Origin of the sequence: Vitiosangium sp. GDMCC 1.1324, assembly GCF_003044305.1 — a bacterium.
In the GTDB taxonomy this organism is placed as follows: Bacteria; Myxococcota; Myxococcia; order Myxococcales; family Myxococcaceae; genus Archangium.
In genome coordinates this window covers 115,499-132,152 of the sequence record NZ_PZOX01000010.1, presented here as the reverse complement: position 1 = coordinate 132,152, position 16,654 = coordinate 115,499, and the positions used below count along the sequence as shown (strand labels likewise).

Below are 16,654 nucleotides of genomic sequence, written 5' to 3'. Positions count from 1 at the left end.
GGAAGCCCGGTGAGAGCCTCAATTCCTCGCACGCCTTTTCGCGGTCCGGGCGCAATGAGTTGAAAACACTGGCGGAAGGGTCGTGCGGGTCCAAAGTGCGTGAGAGCTTTTCAGGATTCCTCTCGACATGCGCTCCCGCGGAGTATGCCGCGAGAGAGCGGAAGCCTGGAGATCCGGTGCGGCTCGGGTCACGCTTTCCCGTCTCAGGCTGAAATTCAGGTGCGTGTCAATGACTTTCAGCCAGGGCCTTGACGGGGGTTGGCCGGGTATGTTTCCTGTTGGATGCAAGGGATTGGGAGCCTCGAAGGGGAAATCCATGCATGCCATCACGCAACGACTGACAGGCTTGTCGCTGGGCGCCTCTGGCGCGAACCCCTACTCGGGGTATTCGCTCCATGACTCCAGTGGCATCCAGGTGGTGTTGCCCGAGCAGGGCATGGTGCTGGGCCGCGCGACGTTGCTGAGCCCCGCGGCGGTGTGGACCCAGCCCGGGTTCGCCCCCGCGCCGCTGTCGCATGAGCGGATGCTGCGCGTGTGTCTGGATACGGGAGGAACCTCCCTCGGGCCCTTCAAGGGCGAGGCCCGGTGGAGCGACGCCGGAGGGCGGGGCAGCGCACTGGGAATCCAGCTCGTGGGCGTCTCCTCGGCGCAGGGCCGGCAAATCCTGTCATTGCTGGAGGACGCACTGCGTCAGGGCAGCGCCGAGCCCGAGGCCTCGCCCCTGCCGGTGCAGGAGGAGATCTCCGACGGCGAGCGGATTGAATCCATCCTCACGGCGATCTCCGCCATGCGCAACAGGGGTGTACTGCGCCGGCCGGGGCGGACGGTGCGGGTGGCGCTGGAGCGTCTGGATTCGGAGCGGGGCCTGGTGCATTGGCGGTGCACCGAGCCGGGTGCCGGTTGGGGCGAGGCGCCCTATGAGCTCGAGCTGGTGGGGTACAACTCGGCCTACCGGATGCGCCTGGAGGCCGCCAGCGTGGACGGGGACCGGATGGTGACGCGGCTGCCCGAGCAGCTGTGGCGGGTGCGCCACCGTTTTCACCGGCGCATCCCGGCGCCCGCGGGGCTGCGGGCCCGCTTCGATCATCCGATGTGGAGGGATCTGGGGCGGCGCGAGCGCGAGGTCGTCGATCTCTCCTTCACCGGGCTGGGTCTGAGCATCGACCCCGGAGACCTGGTCTTCCCGGGGCTCTTCCTGACCCTCGAGCTGGAGATGGCCGACGGCGAGTGCATCTATCTGTCTGGCGAGGTGCGTCACGTGTCGTTCGCCCGGGAGGACGGGCGGCGGCTGTGTGGTCTGGAGGTCCGCCCGCGCACGGAGCGGGACGCCGCGCTGTGGAAGCGTTTCGTCTCCCAGTCGCTCTGCCCCTCCACGCGCACCAGCGAGACGCTGCTCGAGCCGCTGTGGGACTTGTACGACGCCTCGGGCTACTTCAGCCTGGCGGGCAGGTCGACCGAGCAGTTCGACGAGCTGCGCCGGAGCTTCATCGACCTCGGCAGGCGCGCGGGGGAGCTGCCCCAGCTCTTCTGTCAGACGGTGTGGCCGTCGGAGCGGGGCGTGGAGGCGTCGCTGTCCTCGCTCAAGGCCTACCGTCACTCGTGGCTCATCCATCAGTTGGGCCGCAGGCCCGGAAAGCCGGCCAACCTGCCTCCGGTGCCGGGGCAGATTCTCCGCGACACCTACCAGCGCACGCTGGAGCACGCGCAGGGGGACTCGGACTTCCGGTGGATGGTCGCCTACTGCGAGTCGACCGTGCCCTGGATGTATCGAACGCACGTTCGATTCGCTCAGCGGCTGCAGGACAGTGGCCAGACGCTGGTGATGGGTCTGCGGATGATGGACGCGGAGTGCAACGAGCCGAGCGGTCTGCCCACGGGAGACCTGGACATCGGGCCCGCGTCCATCGGTGAGAAGTACCTGCTCGCCCGGGAGATCGCCCGCACCCGCCCGGCCGCCTACGTCGAGTCGCTGGACTTCACCCGGGAGCGCCTGGAGATGTGGGGCATCTCCCGGACCTGGCAGGGCGAGGGGCTGGAGCGGGAGCGGAAGATCTTCGTGGCGCGCCGTCAGGGACTCCCGCTGGCCGCGCTGGTGGTCGAGCTGGGACACCCCGGGACGAACCTCTTCCGGTTGCTCGACTCCGCGCGTCTGTTCCCGCTGGCACCGCAGGGGCGCCATGCCTACGTGGCGCTGCTGGACGAGGCCCGCCGGTGGTTCGCGCAACGGGGGCGCACCGCCTTCGTCTACCTGTGCGAGGACGATGGCGCTTACGCGCAGGCGGCCCGTCTGCATGACGATCCCTCGGCTCAGCCCTGTCTGTGGATCATCTCCGCTTCGCTGATCCCCGAGTTCCTGGAGCACATCAACGAGCAGTCCGTTGGACGCTCGCGGTCAAACCCTCATCACGAGAACTCCCACCACGCGTCGTAAAGGAGTCACACCATGGATCTGCTGAAGAAGCTGTATGAGCCGCACACCCTGCTGGCGCGCAGCCGTCTGGATTCTGATTCCTCCATGCGCCGGCTCGTGGATCCGTCCATCCGGCCCGCGGTGCTGGAGCGCTTCCTCATCGAGTGGATGTCGCGTGCGGCGTACATGACCGAGCCGGTGGACGGATGGATCCGCCGCACGGGCCAGCGCTGTATCGAGCTGGGGATGGAGAAGCTCGGCCAGTCGCTCATCACCCACGCGAAGAGTGAAACGGGCCATCACCTGATGACCATCGACGACGCCCGCTCCCTGGTGGGCCACTGGAACACGCGCTACGCGTCCAAGCTCAACCTCGAGGAGTTGCTCGCGCAGACGCCCACCGAGTCCATGAAGGAGTACCGCCAGCTCCATGACGAGACCATCGAGGGCCCGTACCCGGTGGGGCAGATCGCCATCGAGCGGGAGATCGGCTTCCTGGCGGTGCACTACGTCCCCCGCGTGATGCAGCAGGTGAAGAACGTCCTGGGCAAGGAGGTGGCCGACAAGCTCACCTTCCTGGCCGAGCACACGGCCGTGGATGTGGGCCATACCCTGCTCAACGAGAAGATGCTGGAGGAGGCCATCTCCCGCTCGCCCGAGCAGGCGCGCATCTACGCGGAGACGGGCGCCCGGGCGATGAACACGTACATCCGCTTCATGGGTGACTGCCTCCACATCGCGGAGGATCTGCTGGCCCCGTTGCGCGCCGTGGCATGAAACCGCCGGGCAACCGGTGGCGCGTGTGCGACAGCGGTTGGCGTCTAACCTGAAGTCACCCCTGCTGGCTCTCCCTGCAAAACCTCTGATACAGGCAAACCCTCAGACAGTTTGCTGTTTCAAGGGGAGAGTCTCTCATGACGTCTTGGTATGGGTGGACGCGAGCCGCCGCCATGTGGGCGGCCGTGTTGCTGGTCGTATCTGTCTCCGCGGGCTGCGGGAAGCAGGAAGGGGTTGCCCAGAACGGGAGCGCACAGGTCCAGGTCGCGCTGCCGCAGGAGCTCTCGAGCGCGGATGTGAAGGGCGTGCGCGTCGAGGTCCGGGGCCCGGGCATCTCGTCCCCCGTCACCGCCGAGCTCGTCAAGACGGGCAGTGCGTGGCAGGGCACCATCGGCAACATTCCGGCGGGCCCCGAGCGTGTCTTCGAGGCTTTCGCGTACGACGCGGCCGGGGCAGTCCTCTACCGGGGCAGCTCGAGCTCCACGTCGCTCGGCACGGGTGCCACGGTGAGCGTCATGCTGACGCTGCAGCAGGTGACGCCTCCGCCGCCCTACGAGAACGAGCCGCCGCAGATCGACTCCGTGGTGGTGTCCGCCAACACGGTGCAGCCGGGGTCGTACATCAACCTGGCGGTCACCGCGCATGATCCGAACGGAGATGCGCTGAGCTACTCCTGGACGGCGACCGCCGGGAGCTTCAGCTCCGCCGCCGCGGCGACGACCACCTGGACGGCGCCCACCACCGAGGGCGTGCAGCGCATCCAGCTGGACGTGACGGACGCGAAGGGCACGAGCGTCTCCGTCAACTTCGACATCGGCGTGCAACACGATGGCGCCACGGGGAGCGCCGACGTGTCGATTGGCTTCAACACCTGGCCGGAGATCAACGCCATGAAGGGGACGCCGTCCGTCCTGGCGCTCGGCGGGACGACCGCCCTGTCCGTCACGGCCGTGGACGCCGAGGGAGACACCCTGTCCTATGTCTGGACCACCGACTGCGCGGGAACCCTGGCCACTCCGGCGAGCCGTACTCCTTCCTTCACCCTGAGCACGGTGCCGGCCTCCGGCCGCTGCGCCTTCCGGGTGGCGGTCTCAGACGGGCGCGGGGGCCAGAACGTGGGCACCCTCATCCTCCAGGTGGGGAACGCGCCGCGCGTCAACGTGGCGCCGAAGATCGACAGCACCTGGCAGAGCACCACCCAGGCCGCTGGTGGCGAGGTGGTGACCGTGGGCCTGGCCGCGCATGACCCCGAGGGCAAGGCCGTGGTCTTCTCCTGGAGCGCGGCCTCCGGGACGCTGCGGCCCCCCCGCTGGACCTCGGGCTCGAGCGAGGCGGATTGGGTGGCGCCGGTGTGCTTCGACAATCCCATCTCCGTCATCGCCACCGTCACGGATGCGGACGGGGCCTCGGTGTCGCGTACGTTCTCCATCGCCCCGCTCGAGAGCGCGAAGTGCGGCCCGCTGGCGGTGACCGGCGTGCGCAACACCCACCACGTCCAGGAGGATGGCTCGGTCATCGTGCTCCCAGCCGACCTGTCCACTGTCGTCATCGGCGCGTGGGTGCCCACCGCGGATGGTTCGGGCTACGTCTACCGCGACGGTTCCGGCCAGGCCAACGGCACCTTCCTCATCCCGGGCGTGGACCGCACTCCCTACTTCCTCCGGATTGGCACCACCTACCTGTGGATGAACAGCCGGAACCTGGACCTCAGCTTCGCCAGACTGGGCCGCCCGGACACGCTGGAGGAGCCGGTGGGCACCCAGCTCGCCTTCGAGATCGACGGGCTCTCTCCCTGGCAGGTCTCGGATGAGCTGCAGATCCACTCGACGGGCGCGGGGATCGGCTACTTCTCGAGATCCTGCTCCACGCCGTACCATGATCCCCCGGAGGGCACCACGGTCTACACGGACACCATCGATTATGTCGGGTCCCTCAGGCTCTGTGGTGCCGTGCCCTCCCGGATCGAGCCGGCCAAGGGGGATTTCGTCTACGTCACCCAGAACGTGAACCGCCTCGACTGGGACGCGGGGCTGCCGTCGGGGTTGGATATCACCGAGACGCGCCTGTCCACGCAGATCCACTCCCTGGGGACGGCCGACGGTGGCTCCTCGGATGCGGGGACGATCTTCTTGAAGGGAACGCTGGCGCCCCTGCCCACCACGGCGCAGGCCTTCGACTTCCGCGCGTCGCAGTTCGAGACCCAGGTGCTCGCCGCCCATCCCAGCGCGGTGCCGTACTATGACTACGTGGACGTCGGGACGCTGCCGCGCTTCTCGGACTACGGCCAGTACGAAGGCTTCCCGGACCTCGCCCTTGCCAACAACTGGTCGCCCGGCGAGGGCGACTTCCACGTGAACTTGCAGTACGGCAATCCGTACCCGAGCCACTGGCAGCGGGTCGTCGTCGCCCAGGCGCTCTCGCGGGTTCCCTTCTCCGTCAGCCAGCCCGATGGCGGCACGACCCGCACGGCCTGGTACTCGGCGAATGCCTTCTCGCAGGCGCAGGTGACGGATGGGGTGACGCAGACGCTCGTGCCCCAGGTGGGCCCGGCCCGCGACCTGCGCATCAACGGGCTGTCCGCGACGAGCAGCCTCTCGGGCGTGGGGACGACTCCAGTAGTGAGCTGGACGGTGCCGGCCCTGGGGACTGCGAATCGCTACCAGGTGCGCCTCTATGTGCTCAGCGCCTCGGCGACCGGTGGCACGACCCGAACGCAGGTGGGCTACTTCTTGACGTCGCAGACGCAGTTCCGCGTGCCGCCGGGCTTCCTGGTCGCCGGGAAGACCTACTATCTGCAGATCAACGCCCAGTACATGCCGGGCTCCAGTCCGGACCTGCCGTTCATGGCCGGGCCGAGCTTCCACTACGCCTCGGCGCTCACGAGCTCGTTCCAGCCGTGAGCCCATTCCGTCCGCCGGAGTGCCGGGCGTGCTCCGGCGGACGTGCCGTGAATCACCTCGAGCTCCGAGATGCCGCTCATCTCTCAAGCGGCCTCGGTGAGCTCGCGGAGGAGGACGATCTTCCCCCGGACTCCTCCGCGCTCGAGCAGCTCCTGGCCCGCCTGTCCTGACAGGAGCGGCAGGCGGTGCGCGATGAGGGGCTCCACCTTCCGCTTCGCCAGCAGCTCGAAGAGCTTCGGGAGGTCCTCACGGAAGGGTCTCGGATCCTTCCGGTAGAGCTGGGTGATGCCGTAGAAGGCCGAGCGGCGGCCCCGGAGGCGCGTCCCCACGAAGAGGGACAGCATGCCCAGGAGGCTGCCCACGTTGTCGTTGCTTCCGTCGCGCCGCACCGCGCTCGTGAAGCCGTAGGACACCACCTGTCCACCCCGGCGCACCGCGTGCGAGCACAGGGAGATGTTCGCTCCACCAATGCCGTCGAAGGCCACATCCACGCCCTGGGGGACGAGCGCCCTCAGCGACTGGTCGAAGGGGCGCTCCCGGTAGTCGATGAACGTGGCTCCCTGGGAGCGCACGGCCTCGGCCTTGGGCGCGGAGTCCACGCCATACACCTCGGCGCCAACCACGCGCAGCAGTTGGAGCAGCGCCGAGCCCACACCGCCTCCCGCTCCCGTCACCAGCGCGCGTGTACCCGCCTGGACTCGGGCGACGCGGTGGATCATCTGGTACGCCGTCACGTAGTTGAGGATGAGCGCAGTGACCTCCGCGTCATCGAGCCCCTCGGGGACGGGGACGAACTCCTCCGCGCCGCGGGTGAGGTACTCGGCCTGGCCTCCGTGCACGGTGAGCGCCGCGACACGCTGGCCGACCCGGAGCCCGGTGACACCAGGGCCGAGCAGGTCCACGTCACCGACGACCTCGTAACCCGGGGTGAAGGGAAACTTCGGCGCGTAGGGGTAGTAGCCGCGCCGCATGATGATGTCGGTGAAGCCGACACCGGTGGCGCGCACACGCACGCGCACCTGGCCGGGACCGGGTGGCTCGAGTGGCAGTTCCCTCGGCTCGAGCGCATCGAGGCCGCCCTTCCTCGTCAACAGGACCGCACGATAGGTGGTGGATGTCATGCCCATGAAGTAGCGCCGCGGGCCGTGGGCGTCGATGCGCACGCGTGCAATACTGCATTGCATCCATGCAATCAGCGAGCTGGGACGATCTGCGCTTCTTCCTCGCCGTGGCGAGACACGGGACGCTGGCCACGGCGGCCCGAGAGCTCGGCGTGAATGCCTCCACCGCCGGGCGCCGCATCCAGGCGCTGGAGAAGTCGCTGCGCGTGCGCCTCTTCCTTCGCACGCGCGAGGGATTGCGTCCATCCTCTGCGGGCGAGCAGCTTCGTCAACGGCTGGCGAAGCTGGAGCCGGAGCTGGCGCGGCTCATCGGGGGCGAGCTGACGCCGGCCGAGGCGGTGGCCGGCACGGTGCGGCTCGCCACGACGGAGGCCCTGGCCGCGTACCTGGTGGATCGCGGACTGTGCGCGTTGAAGGAGGAGCACCCGGGGCTGGTGCTGGAGCTGCTCGGGGGAAACCGACCCGTCGATCTGGCGCGGGGCGAGGCGGACATGGCCCTCCGGGTGACGAAGCCCGAGGGCGCCACCCTCAAGGTGAGACAACTCCAGGCGCAGGGGTTCGCGGTGTACGGCGCGCCGGGCTATCTGCGGCAGCGGGGACGGCCTCGGAGCGAGCGGGAGCTGGGAGGGCACGACCTGGTGGTGGTGGGAGGCGAGCTGGGGGCGTTGCCGGAAGCGCGGTGGATGGAGGGGCAGCAGGGAGGGCGCATCGTGTTGCGGACCAACAGCATGCCGGCGCTGGTGGCGGCGGTGCGCAACGGAGTGGGTCTGGGGGTGCTGCCGGCGGGGTGGGCCCAGGTCGAGCAGAACCTGGAGCGCCTCTTCGACGTCCCCGAGCTTCCGCGCCGGCCCATGTGGTTGGTCATCCAGCCCGAGGCCTGGGAGCGTGCCGCGGTCCGGGTCGTGGCCACGCGTGTCAGGGAACTGCTCGACCCGGGATAGTCTGGACCCTTCGACGAGAGTGCCCCATGCGTGGCCGTGGATTGTGTGTCGCTGGGCAGCGCGGGCTGTCACGTGGACGCTGCCCTTGGCAAGGCTGTCTGTGATTAGCAACGAAATTCTCTCCAGGCGCTTTCCGGCTCGTGGATGCCTGTCACCTTGCTCTCCGCGCGAGCTCCGACGCGGTGTGTTGCCTGGTCGACAGATTTCGTGGATGCTCCTGACCATCCAGTGCGTCCGCTGATCGCGGGCGTCTGGATAAGGAGTCAACGTCTCACACGCGGGGTAATCCCTTTCGTTGATCGGGCCTGGTCCTGATTGGCGCAACGGGAGCGCCGCGTCTCGAAAAACAACCCAGTCCATCAATCGCCGGCCGCTGCTCGCGGTCCGGTGTCCCCCTTGTCTGTTGTTCATCTCCCCGGAGCGCTGCTACGTGAAGAAGACTCTCCTGTTGGTTGAAGCCCTGCTCGTCCTCGCTGGTGTGGGTTGCGGAAACCCCGATGACACGGTCTCCAACGCGCTGCCACCCGAAACGGTGGCGGTCGCTTCGGACGCGCTGACCACACAGAACTGCGTGCAGCTCCCCACGACTGCGGTGGTGGCCTCGGGGGATGACGGCAACGGGCCGGGCAACACGGGCGACGACCGGCTCGACACGCGCTGGAGCAGCCTCGGCAAGGGTTCGTGGATCGACTACGACCTGGGCTCGGTGCGCTCCATCTCGGGCGTGGCCATCGCGTGGCACGAGGGCAACCTGCGCGCCAACAACTTCGCCCTGTCCGTCTCCTCGGATGGCATCAACTACACCCCCATCTACACTGGCAAGAGCAGTGGCGCGACGACGGCGGCGGAGACGTATTCCTTCGCCGCTCGCTCCACGCGCCGCGTGCGCATCACCGTCAACGGCAACACCCTGAATGACTGGGCCAGCATCGCCGAGGCCCGTATCTGTGGCGCCTCCACGTCTGGCGGCGGCTCGGGCGTGGTGTGGCGCGGCGACTTCGAGACGGGTGACCGCAGCCAGTGGAGCGGCACGCAGATGGTCAACGCGGACCGGCTGCAGGTGGTGGCCTCACCGGTGCACCAGGGCAGCTACGCCCTCAAGGCCACGGTGCGTCAGGGGGACAACCCCATCAGCGCCAGCGGCAACCGCAACGAGCTGGTGCGGATGACGAACGAGAAGGAAGGCGACGAGTACTTCTACCGCTGGAGCACGATGTTCGCCTCGGACTTCCCGAGCGCGAACACCTGGCAGCTCTTCACCCAGTGGCACCACAGCGGTGACAACGGCTCGCCGCCGGTGGAGTTCTACGTCAACGGAGAGACCGTCTACCTGCGCGTCCAGGGCAGCACCGTGGTGTGGAGCACGAAGCTGGTGCGCGGGCAGTGGCAGGACTTCATTTTCCACGTGAAGTGGTCGGCCAACTCGAGCGTCGGCTTCGTCGAGCTGTACCTCAACGGACAGCGCGTCCTGCCCAAGCGCAACGTCGCCACCATGTACTCCGGGCAGACCAACTACCTGAAGGTGGGCCTCTACCGGAACAGCACCATCTCCCAGGTGGGCGTGGTGTACCACGACGGGTGGATCCAGGGCCGGAGCCTGGCGGACGTGCAGTAGCCACCCATCGTCTCCTCCCCGCCGGGCGTGGGTGTGCCCGGCGGCTCGGGGGGAGGGCAGGGGAGCGGAGCCTGTCAGGCCCCATCCGCCGTCGCGTCCCTGAGGGAACTCTCTCCGGGATCGTCTAACGGCAGGACGGCGGGCTTTGACCCCGTAGGTGCAGGTTCGACCCCTGCTCCCGGATTCACTCGAGCGCGCCGTGCTCAGCCGCCGAGCAGCTTCTTGAGGGACCCATCCTCCAGGGCCTTGCGCGTGTCATCGAAGCCGCCGACGAGCACGCCGCGAACGTAGACCTGGGGGAAGGTGGGCCAGCCACTCCACATCTTGATGGCGAGCCGCTGCTTCCACATGCCGAAGTAGCTGCCGTACTCGAGGTAGGTGAACTGGATTCCCGCCTGCTCGAGTGCCTGGCGGGCGCGCTTGACGAAGGGGTTCTGGGCCATGCCCACGACCACCACGGGGTCCTTCTCCACGGCGGCACGCACCTGGTCGATGATGTCACGATGGAAGCGGGCCGCTGCTTCGGCCACGGCGGGAGAGCGTTTGTCTTCGGAGAGGAGAGGGCGGGGGGTTGTCATGGGGTGCTCACCCTAACGAGTCCTTCCTCGCGCTCGCAATCCAAAAGGCCATGTCAGCCATTGGCACGCCTCGCGTCTCTCTTTGCCGAGAGGGGCGGTGGTCATGCCGGTGACGGCGACGCCGGGCGCGATGAACCCCAAGCATTCTGCCGATGCCGGTTCCTCAGCGCGCTCGCCGGGTCGGGCGTGGCCACCGCCCCGATGACATCCCGATGACATGGGTTTGATATCCAGCATCCGCTCTTCCGGGTCTGGCCGGGGATCCACACCTGCTGGCCGGGTAGTGTAGAACAGGGGGGCGATGGAGCTCCCCCCGGTCAAGCCCCACTTCTCATCGCCTCATTCCTTCGACGCGACCTCGCACGTGTCCGAGGAGGCGCGCGCCTTCCTTCAGGCGCGGCTCGAGCTGCTCTACCGGGCGCTCTTCTTCCTCACCTCCGCCTTTTACGCCCTCACCACCCTGGCGGCGATCCTCGTGGTCGGCGTGCCGTGGACCCACGCCCTGGTGGACCCGGCGTACGCCTTCCACCTGATTGGCGCCTTGATGTCGCTCGTCTTCTGGATGGTGTGCCGCAAGACGCCCCGTTCCGTGCGCACCCTGTCCTGGCTGGACGGCGCGGGTCTGCTGGGGGTGCTCTTCCTGCTCAAGCTGGATGCCTACTTCGACATGGATCCCCTGTCGCTCCTGCTGGGCACCAATGGTGCGCTCATCTCCCACGCGGTCATCGTCCCCAGCTCCGTGCGCAGGACGTTCTGGATCTCCCTGATGGGCGCCCTGCCGGATGGGGCCGTCGTCGCCTTGATGGCGCTGCTCCATGCGCGTGCTCACTCCGGCTCGGCCGTGCCCACGCTGGATGCCGTGCTGTGGAGCGCGGTCGCCGTCTTCATGGCCACCCTGGTCTCCCATGTCATCTACGGCCTGCGGAAGGAGGTGCAGGCGGCTCGCAAGCTGGGTCAGTACACGCTGCTCAAGTTGCTGGGCGCCGGGGCCATGGGCGAGGTGTATCTGGCCAGTCACGCCCTGCTGCGTCGCCGCACCGCCATCAAGCTGCTGCGCGCCGATGTGGACGGCCATGGTCTGGAGCGCTTCGAGCGTGAGGTCCAGCTCACCAGCCAGCTCACGCACCCCAACACCATCGCCATCTATGACTATGGCCGCACCGCTGATGGTCTCTTCTATTACGTGATGGAGTACCTGGAGGGCGTGGACCTGGATGGGTTGCTGGCGTTCTCCGGTCCCCAGTCTCCCGCGCGGGTCATCCACATCCTGCGCCAGGCGTGTGGCGCGCTGGAGGAGGCGCATGGACTGGGGCTGCTGCATCGCGACATCAAGCCGGCCAACCTGTTCCTGTGCCGGCGGCGCGGCATGCCGGACATGGTGAAGGTGCTCGACTTCGGGCTGGTGAAGGAGGTGGGGGGCTCCGAGGAGGTCACCCCTCAACGGGTGCACATGGTCGTCGGCACGCCGCTCTACATGGCGCCCGAGGCCATCGTCTCCCCGGGGCGAGTCGATGGCCGCGCGGACCTGTACTCGCTGGGGGCGGTGGGCTACGCGCTGCTCACCGGGTGCCATGTCTTCGAGGGCCGCACCTCGGTGGAGATCTGCTCGCACCACCTGCACACGACTCCCTCCGCGCCGAGTGCGCGGCTGGGTCGTGAGCTGCCTCGAGACCTGTGTGACGTGCTCCTGCGCTGCCTGGCGAAGCATCCGGATGACCGGTTCGCCAATGCCCGGGAGCTGCGCACGGCGCTGGAGGCCTGTGCGGATTCGAGCAGGTGGACGGAGGTGGACGCCGATCTCTGGTGGGAGGCCAACGGCTCCAAGGTGGAGGTGGCCCGGCCCCGGAAGGATCCCTCGGCCCTCACCGGGACGCAGACGTTGGTGACGGAGCTGATCGGCCGCGTGGCGTAGGGGTCCGCTCACCGCTCCCGCGCAAAACGAAAGGCCCGCCCCCCGCCGGTGATGGCGGAGCGCGGGCCCTCGGTGCTTCTCGTTTCGCGGTGGCGCGCTTCAGCCGCTCACAGCTCGTCGAGGAACTCGTCGTTGTAGGTGTAGCGGCTCAGCCGCTTCACGAGCGCCTCCATCGCCTCCACCGGCTTCACCGCGAAGAGCATCTGGCGCATCTTCTTCACCTTCTCGTACTCCTTGTGGGTGAAGAGCTTCTCCTCCTTGCGCGTGCCCGACTGGCCGATGTTGATGGCCGGGAACACCCGCTTCTCCGCCAGCAACCGGTCCAGCGTCACCTCGGAGTTACCCGTACCCTTGAACTCCTCGAAGATGACCTCGTCCATGCGGCTGCCCGTGTCGATGAGCGCCGTGCCCACGATGGTCAGGCTGCCCGCCTCCTCGGTGGCTCGCGCCGCGCCGAAGATGCGCTTGGGCCGCTCCAGCGCCCGGCTGTCCATACCGCCCGACAGCGTCCGCCCCGAGTTGTCCACTTCCTTGTTGTAGGCGCGCGCCAGCCGCGTGATGGAGTCCAGGAGGATCATCACGTCCTTGCCGCTCTCCACCAGCCGCCGCGCCCGCTCCAGCGCCAGCTCCGCCACCTTCAGGTGGTCTCCCGTGGGCCGGTCCGAGCTCGAGGCCAGCACCTCGGCCTTGATGCTGCGGCGCATGTCCGTCACTTCCTCGGGGCGCTCGTCGATGAGCAGCACCATGAGGTGGATCTCCGGGTGGTTGGCCACCACTGCCTGGGCAATGCGCTGCAGCATGATGGTCTTGCCCGTCTTCGGCGGCGCTACGATGAGTGCGCGCTGGCCCTTGCCGATGGGGGAGATCAGATCCAGCACCCGCGTCACCATCTCGCGGTGGCCGTTCTCCAGCTTGATGCGCTCCACCGGATCCACCGACGTCAGGTCCGCGAAGTGCGGCAGGCGGCTCATCTGCTCCAGCGGGCGGCCATCCGCCTGCTCCACGCGCTGGATGATGCCCTTGGAGCCCTTCATCTGCGCGTACGCGTTGAGGTACTGGCCCGAGCGCAGCCGCAGCTTCTGCACCAGGTTCTTCGGAATCTCCGCGTCGTCCGGCGCGGGCAGCAGGTTGCGCTTGAGCTGCCGCAGGAAGGCGTTGGGGCCCTTCGCCTCGGTGTCGAGCACGCCCTCCACCGGTGCCAGCGAGGGCTGGGGGGCCGGCTGAGGAGCCCTCGGCTGCTGCTGCTGGCCGCCCGGATGACCGCCGCCCTGCTGCTGTTGCTGCTGCTGGGCCATCCGCTGCTGGTGCTGCTGCAGTTCCTGGGGCGTGAGAAAGACCTGCTGCTGCTGGCCATCCGGGCCGGGCACCAGGCGGTAGGCCTGTCCGTCCGGAGTGAAGTGCACCTGTGCACCCCTGCGACGGCGGCGGCGGCGGCGGCGGCGGCCTCCACCCTGGCCGGGCGGGCCACCCGCGGACTGTCCCGGCGCGTGGGCCGAGCCCTCGCCCTCGTCGGGGCCCTCGTCGCCCTCGTCATCGCCTTCATCCACGTCCTGCGGCGCCTCCGCTCCGGCGGCGATGGGGGGCGGAAGGTCTCGGGGATCTCGGTTATCGGTTTCGCTCATGGTCTACGGGATTCGGCGCGTCCCTGGGAGGGATTCCCCGGCGGAAGGCGCACGAGGTTCTGCGGTCTGTGGGACAGGAGCCCGGCGCGGGGTCTTCGAGAAGGCCCGCGTCTGGCACGAGCCACCCGCCGACCGAACCGCCGGCTCCTGGAGCGTCCCGGCGGCATCGAGGCCGACCGGAAAGCGCTTGGCAACACTAACAGAGGACACGCCGGACGACTGGAGAATTTCGCTCCCGGGTGTCCTCTCCGTGACGTCAGCGGACGGTCAGGGTGAAGGGCTGGACGGCCTTCAGGCCCGGCTCCAGCAGCCAGGGGGTATCCAGGCCCGAGTCGCGCACGAGCGCCTGGACTCCCGGGGGAAGGGCGGGCGTCTCGGCGGGGCGCAGCACGGAGTCCACTCCCGGCTCTCCGCCCAGGGAGGAGAACAGCCCGCCCGGCTCGCCGAGGACCTTCAGCTCCAGCTCTTCCTGGGAAGGCACTCCCGCCCGCTTGCGCGCCGAGGTGATGGCGTCCATCAGTCCGCCCATCTGGTCCACCAGCCCGCGCTCCTTCGCCGCCGCGCCCGTCCACACCCGCCCGCGCGCCACGGAGTCCACCTTCGTCTTGTCCAGCTTCCGCGACACGGACACCTGGGTGATGAAGTCGTCGTAGGCCGAGTTCACCCAGGCCTGCACCGCCTTCTGCTCCGCCTCCGTCCAGGGATTCCACGAGTTGAGGAGGGTGGCCATCGGGGCGCGGCTGATGATCTCCTCGTTCGCCCCCAGCTTGTCGCCCAGCAGGCCGCGCAGCGCGGGCTTGACGAAGAAGACGCCGATGCTGCCCGTCAGGGTGGTGGGCGAGGCCCAGATCTCATCCGCGCCCATGGCGGTGTAGTAGCCGCCCGAGGCCGCCACGTCCCCCATGGAGGCGATGACGGGCTTGTACTTCTTCGCCTCCAGCACGGCGCGGTACATCAGCTCCGAGGCCAGCACGTCGCCACCGCCCGAGTCCACCCGCAGCACGATGGCCACCACGGAAGGGTCCCTCTGGGCCCGCTCCAGGGCGAGCGCCACCGTCTCGGCGCCGGCGATGGCCTCGCCCGCCAGCGGAGTCTTGCGGCTCTTGCCCCCGGCGATGGTGCCCAGCACCGGCACCACGGCGATGCGCCGGCGCCCGCTCCAGCGTGGATCCCTCTCGTCGTGCGGCGCGTAGTAGGGGTTGTAGTGGGCTCCGGGCACGAGCGTCTTGAGCTTGGAGTCCAGCTCCTCGGGGAGCAGCACCCCGTCCACCAGGCCCAGCTCCTTGGCCCGGACGGCGGTGAGGATGCCCGCGGTCCACGCCTCCCGCAGGCGCTCGGGGGTGATGTGGCGCGCCGTCGTCACCGCCTCCACGTCGTGGGCCGTCTGCGCGTCCAGGTAGGCCTCGACCGTCTCCCGCTCTGCGGGGCTCAGATCCTTTCGGGTGAACTGCTCGGGGGCCGTCTTGTAGTCGCCCACGCGCGCCACGTCCCAGGTGACGCCCAGCTTCTCCATCGTCCCACCCAGGTAGAGGATGCTGGCGGCCAGGCCGTTGACGAGCAGCGAGGAGGCGGGCAGCGCATACACCTCGTCCGCGGCCGAGCCCACGAAGTAGGCCCGGTCATCCACGCTGTAGAGCACCGCCATCACCCGCTTGCCGGCCGCGCGCATCCGCAGCACCGCCTGGCGCAGCTCGTCCGCCTTGGCCCAGTCCACGCCTGGCAGGCCCGACACCTTCAGCAGCACGCCCTTGAGGCGCGGATCCTTCGTGGCCTCGTCCATCCACCGCATCAACCGGATGAAGGGGTCCTCTCCGGAGCCACCAATCAGCGGCAGCCCGAGGCCCCCGCGCTCCACCAACTGGTCATCCAGGTCCACCAGCGCCACCGAGCCGCCGCCGAGCTGCAGGTTCGGGTACCTCTGGCTGGAGACGCGCACCGCCACCACGTGGTCCAGCCCGCCGCTCTCGGCACCGCCTCCCGCGTAGGTGAGGCCGAAGTTCGACGAGTCCAGCGTGAGGGAGAACTGCAGCGCCAGGGCGTTGTCCGTGCCGAGGCCATGCGAGAGGCCGGCGCCCAGGCGCACGCCGGAGATGACGGTGCCCTGCAGCGTGTAGGAGAGGCGGCCGTCGCCCCAGTTCCCCTCCGAGGCGAGGTAGTCCGCGCCCAGCGTCAGGCGCTCGCCAAAGGGGCGCACGCCCACGGCCAGGTTGTAGCTGCGGGGCATCGTGTAGGGCCCCTCACTGGGCGCGTTCACGTCCTTCACCACCGCGCCCACGGAGAGGTAGCGCGCGGGCCTCACGGTGAGGCCCAGGTCCCAGCCGTAGAGTCTGTCGAGCGAGCCATCGCGCGAGGAGATGTTGTGGTAGCCCGCGCCCAGCGACAGCTTCCCCGAGCCGAGCGCCAGTCCGAAAGACGTCTTCCGGTAGTCCGGCAGCCCGTGCCCGCGCATCCACTCGAGGCTGAAGCCGACGCCCAGGCCGCCGAACAGCGACGTGCCCAGGAAGAGTCCGTCGCCCAACTGGTCCCGCGCCAGGTCCCGCTCGTGCAGGTAGAAGAGCTGGCCGGGCCCGATGAAGCGCAGGCCCGCGGGGTTGACGGAGAGGGCGGTGGCCTCGTCCACCAGCGCGGCGGAGGTGGGGGGCAGCGTCACCCCCCGAGGAGGCACCGCGGGCTGGACGATGAGCCCCGTCTGGGCGAGCGCGAGGCCGGGAAGCAGCAGCAGGAAGGGGAGGGCACGCATAGGCCCTCGGACTCTAGGCACCGCATTCCCGCGCACAA

General features: G+C 68.7%; 10 protein-coding genes and 1 tRNA gene. 7 read left to right on the top strand and 4 right to left on the bottom strand.

What is annotated here, in order from left to right:
* The first annotated feature begins 316 nt into the window (after positions 1-316).
* The 3 genes from DAT35_RS27900 to DAT35_RS27890 all read left to right on the top strand — a co-directional run bounded on the left by DAT35_RS27900 (position 317) and on the right by DAT35_RS27890 (position 6,087).
* On the top strand, positions 317-2,431 hold the full coding sequence (locus tag DAT35_RS27900) for a PilZ domain-containing protein (RefSeq protein WP_108070538.1): 2,115 nt from the start codon (positions 317-319) through the stop codon (positions 2,429-2,431).
* Between the two features lie 12 nt (positions 2,432-2,443).
* Entirely contained in the window at positions 2,444-3,187 is a 744-nt protein-coding gene (locus DAT35_RS27895; protein ID WP_108070536.1) for a hypothetical protein, read from the top strand.
* A 137-nt stretch (positions 3,188-3,324) separates the two neighbouring features.
* A complete protein-coding gene (locus DAT35_RS27890) occupies positions 3,325-6,087 on the top strand; it encodes a hypothetical protein (protein ID WP_146209908.1) in 2,763 nt (920 codons plus the stop codon).
* 83 nt (positions 6,088-6,170) lie between these two features.
* Here the strand turns inward: DAT35_RS27890 and DAT35_RS27885 are convergent, their stop codons facing one another.
* On the bottom strand, positions 6,171-7,271 hold the full coding sequence (locus DAT35_RS27885; protein ID WP_108070532.1) for a medium chain dehydrogenase/reductase family protein: 1,101 nt from the start codon (positions 7,269-7,271) through the stop codon (positions 6,171-6,173).
* A gap of 2 nt (positions 7,272-7,273) precedes the next feature.
* On the opposite strand from DAT35_RS27885, the gene DAT35_RS27880 reads away from it, so the two are divergent.
* The 3 genes from DAT35_RS27880 to DAT35_RS27870 all read left to right on the top strand — a co-directional run bounded on the left by DAT35_RS27880 (position 7,274) and on the right by DAT35_RS27870 (position 9,948).
* On the top strand, positions 7,274-8,149 hold the full coding sequence (locus tag DAT35_RS27880) for a LysR family transcriptional regulator (RefSeq protein ID WP_108070530.1): 876 nt from the start codon (positions 7,274-7,276) through the stop codon (positions 8,147-8,149).
* Between the two features lie 430 nt (positions 8,150-8,579).
* Positions 8,580-9,764 carry a heparin lyase I family protein gene (locus DAT35_RS27875; RefSeq protein WP_108070993.1) on the top strand — a complete coding sequence of 395 codons (1,185 nt, stop codon included), beginning with the start codon at positions 8,580-8,582 and terminating at the stop codon, positions 9,762-9,764.
* Between the two features lie 113 nt (positions 9,765-9,877).
* Positions 9,878-9,948: transfer RNA gene (locus tag DAT35_RS27870), tRNA-Gln, on the top strand.
* Between the two features lie 19 nt (positions 9,949-9,967).
* Here DAT35_RS27870 and DAT35_RS27865 read toward each other — a convergent pair.
* Entirely contained in the window at positions 9,968-10,342 is a 375-nt protein-coding gene (locus tag DAT35_RS27865) for a glutaredoxin domain-containing protein (RefSeq protein WP_108070529.1), read from the bottom strand.
* A gap of 301 nt (positions 10,343-10,643) precedes the next feature.
* Between DAT35_RS27865 and DAT35_RS27860 the strand changes: the two genes are divergently transcribed.
* On the top strand, positions 10,644-12,254 hold the full coding sequence (locus DAT35_RS27860; protein ID WP_108070527.1) for a serine/threonine-protein kinase: 1,611 nt from the start codon (positions 10,644-10,646) through the stop codon (positions 12,252-12,254).
* Between the two features lie 107 nt (positions 12,255-12,361).
* On the opposite strand, the gene rho is transcribed toward DAT35_RS27860, so the two are convergent.
* Positions 12,362-13,876 (bottom strand): transcription termination factor Rho, encoded by a 1,515-nt coding sequence (gene rho, locus DAT35_RS27855; RefSeq protein WP_108070525.1) that lies wholly within the window; start codon positions 13,874-13,876, stop codon positions 12,362-12,364.
* Between the two features lie 256 nt (positions 13,877-14,132).
* Positions 14,133-16,616, bottom strand: coding sequence for a signal peptide peptidase SppA (gene sppA / locus DAT35_RS27850; protein WP_108070523.1), 2,484 nt, complete (start codon positions 16,614-16,616; stop codon positions 14,133-14,135).
* Between the last annotated feature and the right edge of the window lie 38 nt (positions 16,617-16,654).

Coding starts and splice junctions, on each gene's coding strand:
- DAT35_RS27865 (WP_108070529.1), bottom strand. CDS start 10,342: ATGACAACCCCCCGCCCTCTCCTCTCCGAAGACAAACGCTCTCCCGCC.
- DAT35_RS27895 (WP_108070536.1), top strand. CDS start 2,444: ATGGATCTGCTGAAGAAGCTGTATGAGCCGCACACCCTGCTGGCGCGC.
- DAT35_RS27885 (WP_108070532.1), bottom strand. CDS start 7,271: ATGCAATGCAGTATTGCACGCGTGCGCATCGACGCCCACGGCCCGCGG.
- DAT35_RS27900 (WP_108070538.1), top strand. CDS start 317: ATGCATGCCATCACGCAACGACTGACAGGCTTGTCGCTGGGCGCCTCT.
- rho (WP_108070525.1), bottom strand. CDS start 13,876: ATGAGCGAAACCGATAACCGAGATCCCCGAGACCTTCCGCCCCCCATC.
- DAT35_RS27880 (WP_108070530.1), top strand. CDS start 7,274: ATGCAATCAGCGAGCTGGGACGATCTGCGCTTCTTCCTCGCCGTGGCG.
- DAT35_RS27890 (WP_146209908.1), top strand. CDS start 3,325: ATGACGTCTTGGTATGGGTGGACGCGAGCCGCCGCCATGTGGGCGGCC.
- DAT35_RS27860 (WP_108070527.1), top strand. CDS start 10,644: ATGGAGCTCCCCCCGGTCAAGCCCCACTTCTCATCGCCTCATTCCTTC.
- sppA (WP_108070523.1), bottom strand. CDS start 16,616: ATGCGTGCCCTCCCCTTCCTGCTGCTGCTTCCCGGCCTCGCGCTCGCC.